This window comes from Burkholderia sp. ABCPW 111 (assembly GCF_000773065.1).
GTDB lineage: Bacteria > Pseudomonadota > Gammaproteobacteria > Burkholderiales > Burkholderiaceae > Burkholderia > Burkholderia savannae.
In genome coordinates this window covers 64,703-85,956 of the sequence record NZ_JPWT01000003.1, presented here as the reverse complement: position 1 = coordinate 85,956, position 21,254 = coordinate 64,703, and the positions used below count along the sequence as shown (strand labels likewise).

Below are 21,254 nucleotides of genomic sequence, written 5' to 3'. Positions count from 1 at the left end.
GTGGACCGGGGCGGGCCGATCGCGGGTGGTTGAGCGTCGGCTCTTCCGGTTTTCGGAATTCGGCGTGGCGGCCGGTGTTCGGTGTTCGGTGTTCGGTGGTCGGTGGTCGGTGTTCGGTGTTCGGTGTTCGGTGTTCGGTGGTCGGTGGTCGGTGGTCGGTGGTCGGTGGTCGGTGGTCGGTGGTCGGTGGTCGGCGGTCGGTGGTCGGTGGTCGGTGGTCGGTGGTCGGTGGTCGAGCATGGTCGGTGTACCGTTCGTCGAATTCCAGCGCCGACGCCGGCGCTACTCGCCGACGGGGCGGCTCATGAACACGCGCTGCGATTCGTCGAGCCCGTGCGCGACGTGCGCCGCGCGTATCGCCGCCAGCACGGGATCGAGCATGTCGTCGTCGAGATCGACGAAGCCGAGGCGGCGGTAATACGGCGCGTTCCACGGCACGTGCCGGAACGTCGACAGCACGATCTGCCGCACGCCCGCGCCGGGCGCGCGCGCCGCGACGGCCTCGATCAGCGCGGAGCCGATTCGCCGCCCCGCATGCTCGGGCGCAACGTCCAGTTCCTCGAGATAGAGACGCGACGCGTCGAGCATTCTGTACATCGCAAAGCCGACGATGCGTCCGCAGGCGTCATCGACGGCGACGAGCGCGCGATCGCCGTCGATCCGCGCGCGCAGATCGGCCAGGTCGGTCGGCGGGCTTGACGCGATGTGCGGCATGCCGACATCGCCGAAACGGCGCGCGGCGGCGGCTTCGATGTCGGCCATCAGCGGCGCTTCATCGATGCGCGCGGCACGGATGCGGATCGGGGTTCGTTGCGCGGTGGAGTCGGATTCGGTCACAGTCGAATGGCCAATCGGTCGGTTGGATGCGAGTCGCCGCCACTATAATGAATTCTTCGCGTCGTTTGCCATCGTGCATCGCACCGGGAGATTCGACATGCCGCTTTCCAGCCTGGCCGTCTTCGCCGCCGCACTCCTGATCGCCGCCGGCTCGCCGGGCCCGAGCATCGCCGCATTGGTCGCCCGCGTACTGACGAACGGCATGCGTGATGTCCTGCCGTTTCTCGCGGCGATGTGGCTTGGCGAAGTGATCTGGCTCACGTGCGCGGTCGCGGGGCTCGCCGTGGTCGCGCGCACGTTCGCGGTCGGCTTTCTCGTGCTGAAGTTCGTCGGCATCGCCTACCTGCTGTTTCTCGCGTGGAAGATGTGGTTCGCGCCCTCCGACGTACAATCCGGCACGCTTCCGAGCGGACAATCGCCGTTGCGCATGTTCCTGGCCGGTCTCGCGGTTACGCTAGGGAACCCGAAAATCATGATCTTCTACGTCGCATTACTGCCGACGATGGTCGATCTGTCGCACGTCGGCGCCGTCGCATGGTTCGAGTTGACGCTGACGCTGCTGGTCGTATTGATCGCGATCGACTGCACATGGGCGTTGCTCGCCGCGCGCGCCCGAGCGCTGCTGACGAGCCGTCGCGCAGTGAAGGCCGCCAATCGAGCGAGCGCGGCCGCGATGGCGGGCGCCGCCGCCGCGATCGCGACGCGCTAGCCGCGCGGCAAAACGATGCGCCTGTGCGCCATTTCGCGCAGGCAGCGCCGCCAGACCGCGCGCCGCGCGTCAGCAACGCTTGGAGAAATGCACGAGGTGTCCGCCTTTGAACGCCTCTTCGCGATCGATCCCACAACCTGGCCGACCGCACATCTCGACGTTCCGGACAAACAACGTATTCGTGTAGCGGCGGATCACCACGCGGCCGCGCGACGCCGCCCCCCCGTTGCGCGAAGTCCGGCAATCGGCGAGCGAGGCCCTGCCCTTGATACGCCGGCAGAACCGCGACGTTCTCGATCGCCACGTGATCGTCGTTGAGCATCAGTTCGATCAGCGCGACCGGAATTTCGCCGGCCTCCATCAAATGGACGAGAGGATTCGCCACCGCCTCGGCATGATCCGCCGTCATCCGCTTAGGCTCACGGCCGACGAGCGGCACCCGTTTCGCATCCGCCGCTCGCGTCAACGCGCGAATCGCGGACACGTCCCGAGGGGCCGCCCGCCTCGGCGCGGAAATCGCTGCGTTCATTGCAGCCTCTGCCGAAAACACGCAATCGCTCAATCGCGCGTTGCGACAACGTGGCGAGCACAGCCGCATTCGCTCCTTCCCGCGCGGTTCGCGCAGAAATGAAGCGCCTCCTCGGCGCTCGCGCGCACGTTCCCGCATTCGCCGTGCGTCAGAAATCCACCTTCACCCCCGCCATCACCGCGAGTTGTCGATTCGAGTTGCTGTTCGCGAGCACGGGAATCTGCGCGTAATTCGCGGGGGCGCCGTTCGCGTCGCTGCCGAGCCCGCGCCCCGATGCGATCTGGCCGATCGCGACCGCGTAGAGCACAGTCCGTTTCGACAAGCTGTAGTTCGCGCCGACATTCAGTTGATGAAAGCGCGTCGTCCCGCGCGGGTCGGCCTTCGCATTGTTGAAAATGTACGCGACGCCGCCGCGCAGCATCGGCGTGAACGCATACGCCGCGTTCAGCTCGGCGATGTCGAACGCGATCGACGCGCGCGACGGATGCGCGGCAGCCGCAAAATACGCGCTATCGCCCAAACGAGTATGCGTGTACGTGAGCGCGATGGTCGCTTCGCCGAACGCGATCGATCCGCCGACGCCGAACGCCTGCATCGACACCGCATCCTGAAGCAAGCAGTACATCGCGCCCGCGTTGCCGCACGCGAAATCGCCGATGTATCCGCTCGCGCCGCCGAGCGCCGCGTCGAGCGGCTGCCGCAAGTTCAAATAGCCGATGCCGAACGATACCGGCGCGCGGTTGTATGCGGCCGCGACCGCATAGCCGCGATGCGCCGAAAAATCCCCCGCCCGGCCGCCGAAGCTGAACGTGCCGCCGAACGTCAGTCCGTGAAAATCGGCGCTCGTGAACTTGATCGCGTTGTTGAAGTTGAACGCCGCGTTCAGATTGTCGACGTCGCCGAGATGCGAGCCGTACGGGGTCGCCCAGCTGTTGCTCGAAACATATGCGCCGAGCGTATCGGTGTACGAATCGTATTGGCGTCCGACGCCGAGCGTGCCGTACGCTTCGTGACGCAGGCCGACCCACGCCTGGCGGCTGAACGCCGCGCCGCCCTGCAATGCCTGGCCGTTCGCCGACAGGAACTGCTGCTCGAGCGCGAACACTGCCTTCAAGCCGCCGCCGAGCGCCTCCGCGCCTTGCAAACCCCATCGCGACGGCACCAGGTTTCCGCCGCCCATTAGCCATGCGTGGCCGCCGCTCACGCCGCCGTCCGCGTGCGTGACCTGCTGATTGGTCGAATAGATGACGCCGGTGTCCACCGTGCCGTACAGCGTGACGCTGCTTTGCGCGCAAGCGGGCGCGACGGCTGCGCCGGCGACGCCGGCCGCGATCCAGGCTTTGATCCGCATGTCCCCCACTCCCGTCGTTGATTTGGATTGCCAATCGACTGATCGACGCGGCTCGATCGGCGGCAGTGGTGGAACTCTATCCAGCGAAAATCTTGGCCCTGTATCCCAAATCGGCAAATGCGTCGCCGCGATGACGGGCGAGGTCGGGATTGCGAACGGACAGACGTGCGCACGGGCGCTTCGCGCACGCAGCGGACGCGGCGCGGGCGGCGGACGCGGCGCGCACGAAACGCGCCATGCCGACGACGTTCAGGACGAGCGCCGCGTCTGCGACGGCAGCTCGCCGAACAGGCCGCGATACTCGCGTGCGAAATAGCCGAGATGCGTGAAGCCCCAACGCGCGGCGGCCTCGCCGACGCATAGCGCATCGGCGGACGTCGTGCGCAGCAGGCGGCGCACCGCGTTCAGGCGGATCGTTCGCAAGTAAGTGACGGGCGTCACGTCGGCGACGCGCTGGAAGCTCGTCTGCAGCGTGCGCCGGCTGCAGCGCAGCGCGCGGCACAGCTCGAGCACCGTCACGGGCTCTTCGGGCCGCGCCCCCAGATAACGCTCGCAGCGCCGGACGATGTCGCTGTACGTCGCATGCGTGATGTCTCGCCGCTCTTCGCCCACCGCGCTCGCGAGCGCATCGAGGAACACGCCGAGCATCGCATCGCGAAACATCTTGCGCGTCGCGTCGTATTCGAGCCACGCCGGGTTGCGCTGCGCCTCGTCGATGTACGTCGACAGGCGCGCGCCGAGCGCCGCGCCCTGCTCGTCCGCGAGCCGGATCACGTGTCGCGGCGCGCGGCTGTCGCGCGTTCCGAATTCTGCCTCGCACAGCTCGTCGATCATGTCCGGTGCGGCGCTGATGCCGACGAGCCGCATCCCCTCCGGCGTGTAGAACTCGAAATCCTCGCTGGGGCGCAGCGCGAGAAGCGCGTAGCCGTCGACGTGCTGCCGCTGGAACGTCCCCGACAGCGGCGCGAGCACGGGCACCGCGAGCGACATGCGCCCCTCCGGCGACATGCCCGTCTGCGCGACGCGGCGGTTCGTCGTTTCGCGGAAGAAATGGAAATCGTCGTACAAAACCTGCGTGACCGTGCCCTTGAAACGGCCGGGCGTCATCTGCCGGTAGACCTGACGCCAGCCGGCGATGGCGAGCCCGTGGTCGTGGACGTCTTCGAGCGAACGCGACTGGAACAACATCGATGCCTCCAGAGAATTCCGATGCGGCGTGACGGCGGCGGCGACAGCCACCCGCGCGGCGGTGCGCACGCGCTCGGCCGACCGCCCGTCGTCAATCGCCCGACGCACGCGCAAGCGCGGCTTCGAAACCGGCGAACGCCGCACGCAGCGCTTCGCACTGCATATCGGCGAGACGCACGTAGCGCCGGAACGACGGCATCCTGCCGACCACTTCGCTGCCGCCGAACGGCACGATGCTCAACACCCAGCGCGGGCCGCGCGCGGCGATTTCACAGTATGTCAGATCGAGCGCCGCGAGCGGCACGCCGAGCGCGGGCGTGGCGAGCAGCGTCGCGACATGCGCGGCGAATTGCGCGTCGGCGTCGCGCGCGATCGCTGCCTCGACCGGCCCGCGGCGCACCCAGCCGCGGGCGGCGATCGACGCCGATCCGTTCGCCACGGGGCCGGCGAGCGTCCGCTCCAACCGCACGCTGACCGTATGCAGCAGAAATTGCCGGTCGACGCGCTCGGCCGCGTGCAGTTCGATGCCGTCGTCGAGCAAGATCCGCGCGGCGGCGGGCTCACCGTCGACGGCGAGCATTGCGCGCAGATCCGCGGCGACGCGCGCGAGCGTCGCGCCGCACCGATAACCGGGCACGGGCGCCGGCGCGAACCAGCGCCGCCACCCGGCCGCGGATGCGGCGCGGCCGGCCGCCGTCGCGCGCCCGCTCATCGCACGTGCTCGTTGTGCAGCACTTCCTCGACGGGCACCGGCCTGAACGGATGCTTGCGCTGCACGACGACCGTCCAGAACAGCGCATAGAGCGCGGTGCATCCGAGCATCGTGCCGAACGGCACGTAGACGTCGCGGCTGTTCATCCCCGGCGGCGCGATGTACCAGATCGCGAGCACGATGCCGACGCTCGACACGATCTGCGGCAGCGGAAACCACGGCGACCGGTACGGCCGCGGCAGGTCCGGGCGGCGAATTCGCAGCATCACGACCGACAGCGTGACGAGCAGGTACGCGGTGCCCCACGCGCAGGTCGCGGCGAGCACGAGGTGCATGATGCTGTCGAGGTCGCCGTGGATGATCCACGCGTGCGCGATCGGCACGACGGCCGCCGCGACGATGCCGACGACGGGCGTTCTGAAGCGCGGATGCAGGTAGGCGAAGCATTTCGGCAGCGCGCCGTCGACGGCCATTCCGTACAGGATGCGCGGCAGCCCGGCCATCAGCGTGTTGATCGTGGCCGCGCCCGCGAACAGGAACGCGACGCCGAACCACACGCGCCCGAACGGGCCGAGCACCTGCAACGCGAATGCGGGAATCGCGCCCGGCGTGTCGAGCAGATGCGTGAGGCCGTCGGCCGTCACCGCGACGTTCGGCACCTGGCGCTTGATCGCCGCGCCGTAGAGAAACATGCAGACCGCGACGCCCGCGAGCCCGAGCGCCATCGCGCGCGGAATCGTCTTGCCGGGCGTCTTCATTTCCGGCGCGAGCGGCGTGACGAACTCGCAGCCGACGAACATGAACATCGCCATCCCGACGAGCGACAGCACGGCCGGCGCCGACGCGCCGATTTCCGAGCGCCCGAACCAGCCGTCGAGCTGCACGGCGGGCGCCGCCGCGAGCCCGAGCACGCCGAAGATCATCAGCGACAGCCACATGCCGATCGTCAGCACGACCTCGAGCTTGCTGAACACCTTGATGCCGATGATGTTCGTGACCGCGAACGTCGCGACGAGGCCGACGCCGACGAGCCACGCGCTGTTGTGCCGCTCGAACGCGGCGTTCAGCGATTCGAAGTTGACGAGCGCCATGATGCCGCTCAGGATCGTCTCGGCCGTGCCCGCGAACACGTGGACGAGAAAGTACGCGGAAATCGTGCCCGTGATCGCCCAGAAACGGCCGAGCCCGCACGACAGGTAATCGTAGACGGAGCCGGCCGTCGGCAACATCGCGGCCGCCTCGGAGAACGTCGTCGCCTGCGCCTGCATCATCACGAACGCGATGATCATCGCGACCGCGAACGCCCAGCCGCCCATCCCGAAGCCGGACGTCGCGGTCAGGATCACCGGGCTCGCCATGATGAGGCCGACGGCGCTCGCGAGCGCCGTCGGAAAACCCACCGCGCCCGCCGCCAGCGCGGGCCGGCCGCTCGCGCCGCCCGTCGCCGATCCCGCCCCCGCATTCGAATAGTCTGACAAATCCGACATCCTCGTCTCCTTTGCGATGCGTCAATGTCGAGAAAATACGGAGGCCAAAATTCCTGCATGTAGCGCAAATTGGCAAAACGGCCGGGGCTGCGCGCACGCCGCCCCGGCCGTCGGCCATCCGCCGCCTGCGATCGTCGCGATCAGCCGCCCGCGAACGGCGTCGCCTCGAAGCCGGCCTCGAGGCCCGCGACGATCCGCTCGATCTGCTCGCGCTCGATCACGAGCGGCGGCGACAGGATGATCTTCGTGCCGACCGGCCGCACGAGCACGCCGTGCTCGCGCGCGACCTCGGCAACCGCGTTCGCGTAGCCGGACATCGGATCGATCGGCGTGCGCGTCGCCTTGTCGGCGACGAGATCGAGCGCGACCATCAGCCCCTTGCCGCGCACTTCGCCGACCGAACCGAAGCGCTCGACGAACGGCTGCAGCGATTCGAGCAGGTGCGCGCCCTGCTTCGCCGCGTTCGCGGGCAGATCCTCGCGCAGCACGATGTCGAGGCTCGCGAGCGCCGCCGCGCACGCGACCGGATGCCCCGAGTACGTGTAGCCGTGCATGATCGCGCCGCTGAAATCCGCGTTCGACGCGAACGCCTCCTCGATCCGCGCGTTCACCGCGGTCGCGCCGAGCGGCACGTAGCCGGACGAGATGCCTTTCGCGAGACACATGATGTCGGGCTTCACGCCCCAGCCGCGGCTGCCGAACAGGCTGCCGCTGCGCCCGAAGCCCGTCACGACTTCGTCGGCGATCAGAAGCACGCCGTAGCGATCGCAGACTTCACGCACGAGCGGCCAGTAGTTCGCGGGCGGCACGATCACGCCGCCCGCGCCCTGGATCGGCTCGGCGATGAACGCGGCGACGGTGTCCGGACTCTGGAACAGGATCTCGCGCTCGAGCAGCTCCGCGCAGATGCGGCCGAGTTCTTCGGGGTCCTGCGTGAACGGATTGCGGTAGATCCAAGGCGTCTCGACGTGAAAGCAGCCGGGCAGGTTCGGCTCGTAGTTGCGCCGGAACACCGTGTTGCCGTTCACCGACGCGCTGCCGAAATGCGTGCCGTGGTAGCCCTGCTTCAGCGAGATGAACTTCGTGCGATCCGCTTGCCCGCGCACTTTCCAGTACTGGCGCGCGATCTTGAGCGCCGTCTCGACCGAATCCGAGCCTCCCGAGCTGTACAGCACGCGGCGCATCCCTTCGGGCTCCATCATGTCGATCAGCCGCTTCGACAGCTCCTCGGCGCGCGGATGCGTGATGCCGTCGAACAGCTGGAAGTATTCGAGCTCGTCGAGCTGGCGCACGATCGCCTGCTTGACCTCGGCGCGGTTATGGCCGACGTTGACGTTCCATAGGCCCGCGACGCCGTCGACGAGCTGATGCCCGCGCTCGTCGTACACATAGCAGCCCTCGCCGCGCACGATGCGGATCGGCTCGCGGCGCTTCATGTCGTTCGGGTGCAGCATCGGGTGCCAGAAACGGGAATCGTTGTAGCTCATTGCATTGCTCCGGGGAAGAATCGAGCCGCCCGCGCGTTCAGTGCGCGATGCAGACGGATTTGGTTTCGGTGAAGCCTTCGATCGCATGATGGCCGAACTCTCGGCCGATGCCCGACTGCTTGTAGCCGCCGAACGGCATCGACGGATCGAGCGGGATGTGGCAATTGACCCAGACCGTGCCCGCCTCGATCCGCGGCACGAGATCCATCACCGCCTTCAGGTCGTTGCTCCAGAGGCTCGCGGCGAGCCCGTACGGCGACGCGTTCGCGAGCCGCACCGCGTCGGCCGGATCGTCGAACGGCAGCACGACGACGACCGGGCCGAACACTTCGTCGCGCACGATCGCGCTGTCGTGCGCCGCGTCGGCGATCACGGCCGGGCGCACGAAGTAGCCGGGCAGATCGTCGGCGGGCGAGCCGCCCGCGAGGAACGTGAGGCCGTCGCGGCGCGCCGCCTCGATGTGCCCGACGACCTTGTCGCGATGGTGCGCGGACACGAGCGGGTTGATCTGCGCGGCGGGATCGAGGCCCGGACCGAGCCGCATCGACGCCGCAATGCCGGCGAGCCCGTCCGCGAGCCGGCGAAACTTGCTGCGGTGCACGTAGATGCGCGACGCGGCCGCGCACACCTGCCCCTGGTTGAAGAACGCGCCGGCCGCCACGCCGCCGAGCGCTTGCTCGACGTCGACGTCCTCGAGCATCACGATCGGATTCTTGCCGCCCAGCTCGAGCGAGAAGCGCGTCATGTTCTGCACGGCGGCCGCGCCGACGAGCTTGCCCGTCGCGGTCGAGCCGGTGAACGAGATCTTGCGGATCGACGGATGGCTCGCGAGCGCGGCGCCGCATTCGCGCCCGCCCGTCACCACGTTGAACACGCCCGCCGGCACGCCCGCTTCGAGCGCGAGCTCGGCAAGCCTCAGCGCCGTGAGCGGAGTCTCGGGCGACGGCTTCAGGACGACCGTGCAGCCTGCCGCAAGCGCCGGCACGAGCTTCCAGACGGCGATCATCAGCGGGAAATTCCACGGCACGATCGCGGCGACGACGCCAACCGGCTCCTTGCGCGTGTACGCGGTGTAGCGCGCGCCGGGCGGAAACGGGATCGATACGTCGAGCGTCTCGCCGGTGATCTTCGTCGCCCAGCCGGCCATGTAGCGAACGTACTCGATCGTCGCGCCGACCTCGACGCCGCGCGATACCAGAATCGACTTGCCCTGGTTCAGCGTTTCGAGCTGCGCGAGTTCCTCGGCATGCGCGTCGAGCACGTCGGCGAGCTTCAGCAGGATGCGCTCGCGATCGGCGGGCCGCAGCCCACTCCACGCGCGCGCGTCGAATGCGCGCTTCGCGCTCGCGACGGCGGCGTCGACATCGTGCGCGTCGGCGTCCGGCACGCGCGAAAGACGCTCGCCCGTCGCCGGGTCGAACACGTCGAGCCGGCGCGGCGAATGCGCGGCACGCATCGCGCCGTCGACGAAGATCCCGAATTCGCGCTCGGTGAACGCGCGCACCGCATCGGTCACGGTGACGATGTCCGTCTTTGTCATAAGCGTCTCGCAATGGTGGTTTGACCGTTCGACGCCCGCGCGAAAAGACGGCCGCGCGGGCGATTGCGCACCACTGTAGCGACCGCGTTTCGCGGCGGGTTAGCGCAAATTGGCAGGTTGGCGGGGGACGGCGCGACGCCGGGGAGGAGGCTGTGTTTGGGCTTTGGGCTTTGGGCTTCGGGCTTCGGGCTTCGGGCTTCGGGCTTCGGGCTTCGGGCTTTGGGCTTTGGGCTTTGGGCTTTGGGCTTTGGACGCTCGGCTCAGGTCTTTACTCATCCAACCTTTGCCGTTTCGGCTTTCGGCTTTCGGCTTTCGGCTTTCGGCTTTCGACAGCCGGCAGTCGGCAGTCGGCAGTCGGCCGGGAATTCAAGACACGTCGCTTCCGCGAATCAAGCGGCCACGCTCCGCATTCTTCGCCTCGACCGCCTTCGCGGCCACGCGAACAGCGCCGCGCGGCGGCCGCATCTTCCGCCTCCGCGCCACCCGAGCGCCAGTCAAAGGAACAGTGCGCCGACGAGCTCGGTCCGGTTCGATACGCCAAGCTTGCGAAACATCCGCAGCAAGTGCGTCTTGACGGTCGGCTGGCCGAGCGATAGATCGCGCGCGATCTGCTTGTTCGAGCGCCCGTCACGCACGAGGCGTGCGATCTGCTCCTCGCGATGCGTGAGCCGCGCGTCGCATGCGATCCGCCGAATCCCGCGCACCGCACGCAACGGCGGCAGCAGCGCCACCTCGATGACCGGCTGGATCACGCGCAGCGCCGCAATCTCGGCTGCCGAATAGCGACCGCCCCCCTCCAGACGCAGCAGCGAGAACGCGGCAATCACCGCGCCGCCGTCGCGCAGCAGCACCTCGACGACATCGGCGACGCCGTGCCGCCGCAGGAAGCCCGTCCAGTAAGACGACGCGTCGCGCCGTTCGTCCGGCAACTGCGACGCGAGTGTGACCACCGCGCCCGGCTGCGCCGCGCAACGCGACGGATGCAGCGGATCGAGCGGCCGGTAGCGGCTCACGTATGCGCGGTGCATCCCGGCCGTCATCCCGAACAGTTCGAAATCGACGGGCTCGCCGCTCGCGTCGATCCGGTAGAACACCGTCGCCGTCGGCCGCGCGAGCGCCTGCAGCGAAGCCACGCAGGTTCGCAACGCATGCGCGTACGACGCGCAGTGCGCGTCGGCATCGGGTTCGGCTGGGTCGTGCGTCGCTGGGTCGTGCGTCATGGCGGCGGGCATCTCGATCGCGAGCGGGCGACTCCGGCAGCATGGGCGCGCCGCCGTCGCAACCGTGAGCACGGATCGGCAAATCGTACGGGCGTCAAGTCAGCCGAGCGACAAATATCGCGCCGCGCGTGCGATCCCTACACTCGATCTGCAGTCACGGCCATCGATCACCGATTCGAGGAGGACCGAGCATGAAAACCGCTTCACCGCGCGCCGTCGTCGAGACGGGCGCCGAAACCTGCATCGACGCCGCTTGCGCCGCACGTTTCGCGACTCAGGGCGGCCGAGTCGCGCGAATCGGCCGTCCGCAGGTGCCGCCCGGCTCGCACGCCGTGCAAACCGCCGCGGACACGAGCCGGCGCTCGCGCGCGAGACATCCCGGCGACTTCCGACACCAGGCCGCTCGCCGACGCTGCCCGCTCGTCGCGCCGGCGCACGCCGGCGCTCGTCCCCCGCCGTGCCATTCGACGCTATGCGAGCGTCGCGCCGGTCTCCGGCAGCGTCGCGCCGCCGTCGACGACGATCGTCTGTCCGGTGATGTAGCCGGCCGCGTCCGACGCGAGGAACAGCATCGCGGCCGCAATGTCCTCCGGCTCGCCAAGACGGCCGAGCGGCACGCCGCGCGCGATCCGCTCGCTGTGCGCCGCATCGCCGAGATTGCCGGCGGCCGGCGTGCGGATCATGCCCGGCTCGACGCCGTTGACGGTCACGTTCCGGCTCGCGAGCTCGAGCGCCGCCGCGCGGATGAAGCCGTTCACGCCGGCCTTCGACGACGCGTAATGCGCGAGCCCCGGATATGCGACGCGCGGGCCCGTCACCGACGACGTCGCGAGCATGCGCCCCCGCCCGACGCGCTCGAAGGCAGGCAGCGCCGCCTGCGCGAGCCAGAACAGAGCGGACAGATTGACGGCGAGCGTGCGCTCGAGCACGTCGTGTGAGATCGCGTCGAACGGCGTCAGCGGAAAATACGCGGCGTTGTGCACGACGACGTCGAGCCGCCCGCTGTCCGCCTCGACCTGCGCGACGAGCGCGAACAGCTCGTCGCGCCGCGCGGCGTCGACACGGTACGCGCGCACCGCCTGCTCGCCCCGAGCCGCGCGGCCGCCCTCGCGCCCGCGCGCGGCGAGCCGCGCGGCAAGCGCGGCAGCCGCGTCGTGCTGCAAATCGGCGATCGCGACGGTCGCGCCGGCGGCGGCGAACGCTTCGGCGATCGCCGCGCCGATTCCCTGCGCGCCGCCCGTCACGAGTACGGTGCGGCCGCCGAAATCGGCAACGAGCCGTCCGCGCGGAAGCGTCGCGTGCTTCGAGTCGGCGCCGTTCATCGCGCGAGCGGGTGCACGGTTTCGTTCAGCACCTGTGCGCGAGCGCCGATCGGGAAATTCGACAGTGCGCCGAAGTCGCCCTCACGGTAGCCGAAGATCTTGCCGTCCGTCTTGCACCGGTCCAGATCGATCAGCACGACGCCGAGCGTCGGCACGATCTTCTCGCGCCAGACGAACAGGTACAGCGCGTCGGCGAGCTTGAAGTAATGGCAGCGGTCGACGTCCGCGAGCCCGCGCTCGACGCCTTCCAGGCAATGCCACGCGTAGAAGTCGTCGTTCAGGTAGATGTGCTCGTAGCACTCCGTCGGGCTGTAACGGTACATCGTCCGCTTGCCGATCAGCTCACGCGTCGGCGCGTGCAGCGGGCCGGGCGCCGCGGCACCCACGATCGCGCCGTGGCGGAACGCCGCCTCGACGCCCGTCAGCGGCAGCCCGCGCGCGACACGCGAGAATGCATCGATGCGCACGTCGCCCTCGGTCGGCAGCACGCCTTCGACCGACGTCCAGACGGCCCGCGGCAAATCGAGCACGATGCTGACCGACGTCGCGCGGCGGGTCGGGTCGACATAGTCGACGAAGTAGATGCCGTCGCGCAGCTGCGTCGCGCGGTACGCGGCCTCGCCGCCTGCCCCGGCGGCATCGCTTGCGTCGCGTGCCGCCCGCTGCTCGCGCCAGTGCAGCGTCGATCGGTCGGCGAACGTGTATTCGCGCGTCGCGCCGTCCGTCGCCGTGAGCGTGAGCGTGCGCCCCGCGAGATCGTCGACGGGTTCGAGTATGTGGCTGTCGGGCGCGAAGCCTTCGGCCAGCGCGCCGACTTGAATGAAGACCGGATCTGCTCCCATGCTTTCCTCCGATTGAGCGACGCGCCGGCGGGCGCGATCGCGAAACAGGAGGCTATGGTGCCCGCGCGCCTGACGGCGCGGTATCGACCGAATGGATGAACGGCGGCAGCGGCGGCGGTTGCCAAGCGGATGCGTTTCGCAAGCGCGCCGCACGCACGACGCGATCCAACCATGCGGCAAACGGCAATCGACGCCCGTTCCACGACGTCGCGCAGCATCGACAGCCCCGGCGCCGTCGGAACGGCGCCGGCAGGCTCACGCACAGCGGGCCGCCCGCCTCCCGACGGCGATGCGCGCGCGCTGATTCGCGTTTCAGCGCCGCGCCCGCACGCATCCGCCCCCCGGGCCGTCGCAACCGCGCGTCACGATCCGACCCGGCGCGCTCCGCCGCGCCGACGGGATCGCCCGCTTACGGCGCGCTCGCGTCGTCGAGCCGCTTGACGTCGTCCGCGTCGAGCCGCAGCCGGATCGCCGCGCCGAGCGCACCCAATTGCTCGACCGACGTCGCGCTCGCGATCGGCGCGGTGACGCTCGGCCGCGCGATCTGCCACGCGAGCGCAACCGACGTCGGCGTCGAGTCGTGCTTCGCCGCGACCTCATCGAGCGCCTCGAGAATCCGCAAGCCGCGCGGGTTCAGGTATTGCTCGACGCGCCCGCCGCGCGCGCTTTTCTTCAGGTCCGCCTCGGTGCGGTACTTGCCCGACAGGAAGCCGCTCGCGAGCGCGTAGTAAGTGACGACGCCGAGCTTCAGCTCGGTCGCGACCGGTTCGAGATCGCGCTCGTATTCTGCGCGGTCGTACAGGTTGTATTCGGGCTGGATCACCTGATACGCGGGCAGGCCGGTGCGGCGGCTCAACTCGGCCGCTTCGCGCAGCCGCGCGCCGCTGTAGTTCGACGCGCCGATGATCCGCACCTTGCCCTGCTCGATCAGCGTCTGGTATGCGCCGAGCGTTTCTTCGAGCGGCGCGGTGTCGGCAAGATCGCGGTGCGAGAAATAGAGATCGATGTAGTCGGTTTGCAAGCGCCGCAGCGAATCGTCGGCGGCCTTCAGGATGTTCTCGCGCGACAGGCCCGCCCGCGCTTCGAGCAACCCGACCTTCGTCGCGATGACGACCTGGTCGCGCTTGCCCGAGCGCTTGAGCCACTTGCCGATGATCGTCTCCGATTCGCCGCCTCGGTTGCCGGGCGCCCAGGCCGAGTAGACGTCGGCCGTGTCGATGAAGTTGATGCCGGCGTCGGCGAGCGCGTCGAGCAGCGAGAACGACGTGTTCTCGTCGGCGGTCCAGCCGAACACGTTGCCGCCGAACACGAGCGGCGAAACTTGAATCGTCGAGGTGCCGAGTGAGCGTAGTGCCATGTTTTCTCTCCATTCGATGATGAGCGTCCGGCCGGCATGCACGGTGCGGTGCGACAGGCCTGGATTCGACGGTCGATGCTAACGTGCGGCCGGCGCGGTTCAAACCGATTAAACCTGATTTCCAAAGACCGTGCGCAGACAAGGGATTGGCGACATGCGCAGCAGCCCGCCGCAATCGCGGTCCGGCACACATTGCTTGCCGATGAGCGCCGTGCGCGGCGGAAAGCGCCGCGCCCAGCCGACGAAGGCCGGCCGCTGCGATCGGCCGCCCCAACCGGCTTCGCCGGCCCGCGGCGGAACCGGCATAAAGCGCTCGAATAAAGCGCTCGACGAGCGCATCGATCGTCACGCGCACCTTCGGCGCAAGCGCGCGCGAATGCGGCCACAGCACGTTGATCGCCATGTCGTCGACCGCGCGGCCGGTCAGCACGGTCTCGAGCCGGCCTGCGCGCAGTTCGCCGGCCGTGAGCCATGTCGACACCGTGCGCACCGTGCGAGCGGCGGAACGCCCCGCCCGCCGCCCGCCGCTGGCGTTACGCGTCCTGCAACACGCGCTCGACCGCCGCGACCGCCGCGTGCGCGCCGCCGTACAGGCTCGCGCCGTGCAGCACGTAGCCGCGCTCGCCGACCGTCAGCAGCAGTTGCGGCACGCCCGACGCGCCGAGCTGCCGCATCGTCCGCTGCGTGTCGGCGATGCGCTCGGCCGTCGCGTCCGCAAGCGCCGCGTCGCTGTCGATGCGGCGTGCGAGCGCGCCGGCGTCGACCGTCGCGCCCGCCTTCGCCGCGACGTCCGCCGCGACGCGCGCCAGTACGTCCGCACGCGCGGTATCGAGGCCGTCGACGTAACGCGCGAGCTGAATCGCCTCGAGAAGCGGCCGCTCGAGCCGCGCGTCGACGCCGCGCAGCGCGGTCAGCGCGCGGTTCGCCGGCCCCGAATCGAAGCGCACGCCGCCGCGCAGCAGCACCTGCTCGCGATACGCGTGCGTGAAACGCTGCCCCGTCATCTGCTCGATGCGCTGATCGTTACGCCACGCGTACTCGCCCCATTCGGGCGTCAGATCGCGCGCGCCCTCGTCGGCGAAGAGCCCCGACGGCATCAGCTCGAGCACGCCCGGATAGGCGTCGTCGAGCCCGGCGAGCGCCGGCGCGCTCGCATAGCACCAGCCGCAGAGCGGATCGAAAAAATATTGGAGTCGGAAGCTGTTCATCGTGTGCAAGCTCGTTCGTGAAGAAAGTGGAGCGAGTCTATTCGATATCCGATCGATCAAATACAATGCAGCGATCGACAATTTGTTGCATCAATTGAGCGAATATGGATCGAATCACCGCGATGCGAGTGTTCGTCGAGACCGCCGAGCGCGGCAGCGTGTCGGCGGCCGCGCAGCATCTGGACATGTCGCGCGCGATGGCGTCGCGCTACGTCGCGTTCATGGAGCAATGGACGGGCGCGCGCCTGCTGCACCGGACCACCCGCCGCCTGACGCTCACGGCGGCCGGCGCGCAGATGCTGCCGCTCTGCCGCGACATGCTCGGACTCGCCGATCACGTCGCGACGGTCGTCGCCGAGCCCGGCGACGCGCCGCGCGGCGCATTGCGGATCACCGCGAGCGCGATCTTCGCGCAGACGCACGTGACCGACGCCGTCCTCGACTATCTGGCCCGCTACCCGGCCGTATCGGTCGATCTGCTCGTCACGGACCGCACCGCCGATCTCGTCGACGAACGCATCGATCTCGCGATCCGCATCACGAACGAAGTCGATCCGAACCTGATCGCTCGCCGGCTCGGCACGTGCCGCTCGGCGCTGTGCGCGTCGCCCGGCTATCTGGCCGCGCACGGCGCGCCGAAGCGGCCGCACGACCTCGCGCGGCACAACTGCCTCACGTATGCGTATTTCGGGCAGAGCCTGTGGCACCTGGCGCGCGACGGCGAAGCCGCGACCGTGCCGGTGCAAGGCAATCTGAGCGCGAACGACGCGCTCGTGCTGCTGCGCGCGGCGATCGCGGGCGGCGGCATCGCGCTGCTGCCGACGTTCGCGGCGGCGGAGCCGATCCGCGCGGGCGCGCTCGCGCGCGTGTTGCCCGACTACGCGGCGCCCGATCTCGGCATTTACGCGGTCTATGCGTCGCGCAAGCAGATGCCGCTCGCGATGCGCACGATGATCGACTTTCTCGCCGAGCGATTCGGCGACACGCCCGCCTGGGACGCGTAGGCGCGCCGAGCCGCGTTCGGCGACGAAACAAAGAACCCAGCGTGATTGGAATTGCAGCGCACGCAAGCGCCCGGACGGACGCCAAGTATGCGAACCGGGGCAAAGCGAACCGGGGTAAAGCGGGACGAATCGGGGCAAAGCGGGGGCAAACTGAACCGAACCGTAGCAAAGCCAAGCGAGACGGCGGCGAAACAACAGCTCGACGACAGCGAAGCGGCAACGGGTCGGCGGCGAATCGCCAAGAATAACGGCGACGGCACGCGCATTGCCGCCGCGCGCGCCGTCGCCGTCGCCGTCGTGAGAAGCGGGAGGCGCGTCCGCCCGCGCGGGCCGCCGCGGGCGGCGGATGCGCCGCGCCCCCGTTCGCGTTATTTGTTGTTCGCGAGCGCGCCCGAGCTGTTTGCGCCGCCGAACAACTGCGTCAGATAGTTGTTGTTCTGCTGCATCCGCGCCATCAGCGCGTCGAGCGCGGTGAACTGCGCCTTGAACTGCGCTGTGAGCTGCGCGGAAAAGGTCTCGAGCCGCGCCTGCCGCTGCGCGATGCTCTTCATGTCGAGGTCGATCGCGTTCGAGCGGATGTCGAACGAGCCGTCCTTGCGCAAGTGCGTGTCGAGCGCCTTCGTGATCTGCGCGCCGATGCCGTTCGTCTTGTTGAACAGCGCCTCGACCGCTTGCGGATCTTTCTCCAGCGCCGCGTTCAGCTTGTTCTTGTCGACGATCAGCGAGCCTTCCGGCTGCTTGTCGCCGGGCCGCGCGAACGTGATGCCGAGCGCCGCGAGCGACGCGCGCTTGTTGTCGCCGTGCGGCACGCCGCCGCCGACGATGTGCGCGAGCGAATTGCGAATGCCGTTCAGCATCGAATCGCCGATCAGCGGGCCGCCCTGCTGCCCGGGTTTCGCGGTCTTGTCGAACGACGTGAGCTGCGACATCGTGCCGACCATCGAGTTGTACAGGTCGACGAAGTTCGTCACCGTGCGCGCCTGCCCCTCGATGTCGCGGGTGATCGACAGCGTCTGCGGCGCGCCGATCGCTTCCTCGGTCACGTTGATCGTCACGCCGGCCATCACGCCCTTGACCGCGTTGTCCGCGCTGCGCGCGGTGATCACGCCGCCCACCGTGACGATCGCGTCCTGCGCGAAGTCGCTCTGCTTCCACGCGCCGCTCGGCGACGCGATCTCCGACTTGCCGCCCTTGTCGTCGGCCGTCGACTTGACCTCGAGGCCCGACAGGCCGGCGTCGTCCTTCACGTTCGAGACGCTCACGTCTATCACGTTCGCGCTGCCCGGCGCCGTCGAGCGCAGCACGAGATGCGCGCCGTCGGTGCCCGTCACGACCGTCGCGGTCACGCCGGGATTGTTCTTCGCCGAATTGATCGCGGCCGCGATGCCGGCCGGGGTGTTGTTCGTGGCGTCGATGCCGACCGACGTCGAGCGGTCGCCGATCTTGAGCGTGAGCGTGCCGGAGCCGAGCTGCTGCTTCGGATCGAAGCCGCCCGACACGAGCGTCTGCGAGCGCGCGACCTGCTTGACCTCGACCTGATACGTGCCGGCGACGGCGCCCTTGTCCGTCGTCGCGGTGAGCCCCTTGCCGCTCGCCTTCGACGCGAATTTCTGCGCGAGCGTGCCGTCGGACAGCGGCTCGACGCCCGTCTGCAGGTTGCTGAGCGCGAGCTTCAGCGCGCCGAGCGCGGAGATCTGCGTGTTGTTCCACGTCACCTGGTTCTTGATCTCCGCCGCCTGGCCCGCCGTCTTCGCGTTGACGAGCACCGAAACGAGCCCGTTCACGTCCAGCGCGGACTTGCCCGTGGTGCCGTTGATCAGCGACTGCGCGGCGTCCTGCAACTGCGACCACGGATCGCTTTGCGTCGCCGCGAGAAGAGAGCCGGCCCCCGATTGGGTGATCGCCATCGAATTTCCCCCGTTTATGTGATTGGTTTATTTCATGATCATTCGTAATATGAAAGCATATCGCAATTATTGGAACCTGTTTGTGAAGATTGTTGTAAGCGTTGATCCGACCGGAACGAAGGCCGGGGGCTGCGGCGCGCGAATTCGCTGATTCGCTGATTCGCTGCCGCGCGCGTGCGGCGCGTGCGGTGTGGACGGTGAACGGTGAACGGTGTGGACGGTGTGTGCAGTGCGCGCGGCGGCCGAAGGCGCACGGCGACAGCGGCGGCGGGCGCGGCGCATCCGGGGCGCACGCCCCGGCCGGGCCGCGCGCCGAAACGCGGCCCGGCCGCTAGACGTCCCGCGCGCTCGCGAGCATCGCGTGCAGCAGCACGTTCGCGCCCGCCTCCGCCCATTCCGGTGTGATCGCCTCCGCCTCGTTGTGGCTCAGGCCGTCGACGCACGGCACAAAAATCATTCCGGTCGGCGCGACGCGCGCGAGATGGCATGCGTCGTGCCCCGCACCCGACACGATGTCCGCGTGCGGCAGGCCGAGCGCGGCCGCCGCGTCGCGCACCGCCGCCACGCACGCGGGCGCGAACGGCACCGGCGCGTAATCGGCGATCTGCTCGATCCGCGCGGCGAGGCCCGACGATTCGGCGATACGCTCGAGTTCCTCGCGCAGCGCGGCGTCCATGTCGGCGAGCGTCGCGGCGTCCGGGTGCCGGCATTCGATCGTGAAGAAGCACGCCCCCGGCACCGTGTTGCGCGAATTCGGGCGCGCTTCGATCATCCCGACCGTCGCGCGGCCGTGCGGCGCGTGACGGCGGCCGAGCGAATCGACGAAACCGATCATCCGCGCGGCGCCGACGAGCGCGTCGCGGCGCAGCGCCATCGGCGTCGTGCCCGCGTGCGCGTCGACGCCCGTGAGCGTCGCCTCGTACCAGCGTTGCCCCTGCCCCGCCGTCACCACGCCGATCGTATGGCCGCCGCGCTCGAGAATCGCGCCCTGCTCGATGTGCAGTTCGTACGCCGCGTGCACCGGCGCGCCGCCGACGGGCGCGTCGCCCGCGTAGCCGATCCGCGCGAGCGCGTCGCCGAGCGTCACGCCAGCCGCGTCCGCGCGCGACAGCCCGAAATCGAGCGGATAGACGCCGGCGAACACGCCGGAGGCGATCATCGGCGGCGCGAAGCGCGAGCCTTCCTCGTTGGTCCACACGACGACGTCGATCGGCCGCCGGGTCTCGACGCCCGCGTCGTTCAGCGCGCGCACGACCTCGAGGCCGCCCAGCACGCCGTAAATGCCGTCGTAGCGGCCGCCCGTCGGCTGCGTGTCGGCGTGCGAGCCCGTCAGCACGGGCGCAGCAAGCGGATCGCGGCCCGCGCGGCGCGCGAAGAGGTTGCCGATCCGGTCGACCCGAACCGTGCAGCCCGCGTCGCGCGCCCATTCGACGAACAGGTCGCGCGCGCGACGATCTTCGTCCGTCAGCGCGAGCCGGCACACGCCGCCTTTCGGCGTCGCGCCGATTTCCGCCATCCGTTCGAGCGACGCCCACAGGCGCGCGCCGTCGACGCGCAGCGCCGCATCGCATCCCTTGTCGCATGCCTTTTCGCATGGCTTTTCGCGCGCCTTGTCGCGTGCTTCACCACGTGCCTCACCGCGTCGCATCGCTCGCCTCGGGCTTCGCTTGCGCGCCGGTGAGCGGCGATGCGGCGGCGTCCCGATCGGACGCGGACAGCGACGAAGGCCCCGGTGGCGCGTCGCCGGGCGGCCGGGATTCCGTCCGGGATTCCGCCAAAGGGGCTGGCGAAGGGTCCGGCCGCACCGCCGACTCGTGCACAGGCGTCCGCGCTTCGCGCCCGTCGCCGGAAACGTCGCCCGGCGCCGCCGTTGCGTTTCGCGCCACGCCACTCGCTTCACGCGCCGCCTCGATTTCGCCTGTCTCTCGCGCCTCTCCCGCCTCTCGCGCCCCTCCCGCCTCTCGCGCCTCGCCCGCCTCTCCCGCCTCGCCGGCCTTTCCCGTCTCGCCGGCCTTTCCCGTCTCGCCGCGCGCCGGCTCCGTCATCCGATACCGAAAATCGCAATGCGTGCCGCCCTGCATCAGCGTGCGCGTGCGCGTCAGCTCGATGCGCGGGTCGTAGCCCTCGATGAACACGCTGTCGCGCGCGCAGCTCAGCAGATGTCCGATCTCGCCCAGCCCCATCTCGCGATACATCTGCGCATAGGCGCAGCGGCGCACGTCGTAGTCGTAATGCGCGTCGTCCGCGCGGCGCACGTCGACATCGAGCGCGTCGTCCTTCTCCCACAGCACCTGCAGCGCGACGAACGACGCGATGCTCGTGCCGCCCGGCTCCTTCGCGGCGAACGAGCGCCCCGCGTCGAGCGCCGCGCCTCGCACCGCCTCCGCGATCACCGCCTGCGCGCGCTCGATGCCGAATTCGCGCTTCATGATCTCGTAGATCGGCTTGATGATCTGCGCTTCGATGCGCCGCCGCGCGAGGATGCCGAGCGGCTCGTCGTCCGCCGCGCCGCCTGCGACCGGATGAATGGGGATGATCGTCATCAGCATGTCTC

Annotated in this window: 17 protein-coding genes and 1 pseudogene; 2 read left to right on the top strand and 16 right to left on the bottom strand. The window is 69.2% G+C overall.

The genetic code is table 11. The features are described 5' to 3' along the window. Positions 1 to 282: 282 nt before the first annotated feature. A complete protein-coding gene (locus X946_RS03310; RefSeq protein WP_038744190.1) occupies positions 283 to 762 on the bottom strand; it encodes a GNAT family N-acetyltransferase in 480 nt (159 codons plus the stop codon). Between the two features lie 172 nt (positions 763 to 934). Here X946_RS03310 and X946_RS03305 point away from each other — a divergent pair, with 172 nt between their 5' ends. Next, the gene (locus X946_RS03305; RefSeq protein WP_038744186.1) at positions 935 to 1,546 is read left to right on the top strand and encodes a LysE family translocator; all 612 of its coding nucleotides are present in this window, start codon (positions 935 to 937) and stop codon (positions 1,544 to 1,546) included. A gap of 253 nt (positions 1,547 to 1,799) precedes the next feature. On the opposite strand, the pseudogene X946_RS36805 reads toward X946_RS03305, so the two are convergent. From X946_RS36805 to X946_RS03245, 12 genes and pseudogenes are all read right to left on the bottom strand, one after another. Continuing rightward, positions 1,800 to 1,955: pseudogene (locus X946_RS36805) on the bottom strand (GNAT family N-acetyltransferase); the annotation flags it as partial. Between the two features lie 268 nt (positions 1,956 to 2,223). Then, positions 2,224 to 3,426: a porin gene (locus X946_RS03300; protein WP_038744050.1), complete on the bottom strand. Its 1,203-nt coding sequence runs from the start codon at positions 3,424 to 3,426 to the stop codon at positions 2,224 to 2,226. A gap of 249 nt (positions 3,427 to 3,675) precedes the next feature. Then, positions 3,676 to 4,614, bottom strand: a complete 939-nt coding sequence (locus tag X946_RS03295) for a helix-turn-helix domain-containing protein (RefSeq protein WP_038744184.1) — start codon at positions 4,612 to 4,614, stop codon at positions 3,676 to 3,678. A 91-nt stretch (positions 4,615 to 4,705) separates the two neighbouring features. Continuing rightward, positions 4,706 to 5,326 carry a DUF3156 family protein gene (locus X946_RS03290; RefSeq protein WP_038744048.1) on the bottom strand — a complete coding sequence of 207 codons (621 nt, stop codon included), beginning with the start codon at positions 5,324 to 5,326 and terminating at the stop codon, positions 4,706 to 4,708. After that, complete coding sequence (locus tag X946_RS03285) at positions 5,323 to 6,813, bottom strand: APC family permease (RefSeq protein WP_038744045.1); 1,491 nt, start codon at positions 6,811 to 6,813, stop codon at positions 5,323 to 5,325. The genes X946_RS03290 and X946_RS03285 overlap by 4 nt, the downstream gene beginning before the upstream one ends. Before the next feature lie 140 nt (positions 6,814 to 6,953). After that, positions 6,954 to 8,300, bottom strand: coding sequence for an aspartate aminotransferase family protein (locus tag X946_RS03280; RefSeq protein WP_038744043.1), 1,347 nt, complete (start codon positions 8,298 to 8,300; stop codon positions 6,954 to 6,956). A gap of 37 nt (positions 8,301 to 8,337) precedes the next feature. Further along, positions 8,338 to 9,840: an aldehyde dehydrogenase family protein gene (locus X946_RS03275; RefSeq protein WP_038744041.1), complete on the bottom strand. Its 1,503-nt coding sequence runs from the start codon at positions 9,838 to 9,840 to the stop codon at positions 8,338 to 8,340. Between the two features lie 494 nt (positions 9,841 to 10,334). Beyond that, entirely contained in the window at positions 10,335 to 11,060 is a 726-nt protein-coding gene (locus tag X946_RS03270; RefSeq protein WP_081989318.1) for a helix-turn-helix transcriptional regulator, read from the bottom strand. Positions 11,061 to 11,530: 470 nt separating this feature from the next. Continuing rightward, positions 11,531 to 12,382 (bottom strand): SDR family oxidoreductase, encoded by an 852-nt coding sequence (locus X946_RS03265; protein WP_038744035.1) that lies wholly within the window; start codon positions 12,380 to 12,382, stop codon positions 11,531 to 11,533. Then, positions 12,379 to 13,224 carry a molybdenum cofactor biosynthesis F family protein gene (locus X946_RS03260; RefSeq protein ID WP_038744033.1) on the bottom strand — a complete coding sequence of 282 codons (846 nt, stop codon included), beginning with the start codon at positions 13,222 to 13,224 and terminating at the stop codon, positions 12,379 to 12,381. The genes X946_RS03265 and X946_RS03260 overlap by 4 nt, the downstream gene beginning before the upstream one ends. A gap of 409 nt (positions 13,225 to 13,633) precedes the next feature. Further along, complete coding sequence (locus X946_RS03255; RefSeq protein WP_038744030.1) at positions 13,634 to 14,581, bottom strand: aldo/keto reductase; 948 nt, start codon at positions 14,579 to 14,581, stop codon at positions 13,634 to 13,636. A 533-nt stretch (positions 14,582 to 15,114) separates the two neighbouring features. Then, on the bottom strand, positions 15,115 to 15,798 hold the full coding sequence (locus X946_RS03245) for a DsbA family protein (protein WP_152611615.1): 684 nt from the start codon (positions 15,796 to 15,798) through the stop codon (positions 15,115 to 15,117). Positions 15,799 to 15,893: 95 nt separating this feature from the next. Here X946_RS03245 and X946_RS03240 point away from each other — a divergent pair, with 95 nt between their 5' ends. Further along, a complete protein-coding gene (locus X946_RS03240) occupies positions 15,894 to 16,793 on the top strand; it encodes a LysR family transcriptional regulator (RefSeq protein WP_038744026.1) in 900 nt (299 codons plus the stop codon). Between the two features lie 368 nt (positions 16,794 to 17,161). Here the strand turns inward: X946_RS03240 and fliD are convergent, their stop codons facing one another. The 3 genes from fliD to X946_RS29465 all read right to left on the bottom strand — a co-directional run bounded on the left by fliD (position 17,162) and on the right by X946_RS29465 (position 21,243). After that, on the bottom strand, positions 17,162 to 18,700 hold the full coding sequence (fliD, locus tag X946_RS03235; RefSeq protein WP_038744024.1) for a flagellar filament capping protein FliD: 1,539 nt from the start codon (positions 18,698 to 18,700) through the stop codon (positions 17,162 to 17,164). A gap of 331 nt (positions 18,701 to 19,031) precedes the next feature. Next, positions 19,032 to 20,216, bottom strand: coding sequence for a Zn-dependent hydrolase (locus X946_RS03230; RefSeq protein ID WP_231753822.1), 1,185 nt, complete (start codon positions 20,214 to 20,216; stop codon positions 19,032 to 19,034). 118 nt (positions 20,217 to 20,334) lie between these two features. After that, positions 20,335 to 21,243, bottom strand: a complete 909-nt coding sequence (locus tag X946_RS29465; protein WP_081989324.1) for an L-2-amino-thiazoline-4-carboxylic acid hydrolase — start codon at positions 21,241 to 21,243, stop codon at positions 20,335 to 20,337. Positions 21,244 to 21,254: the final 11 nt, after the last annotated feature.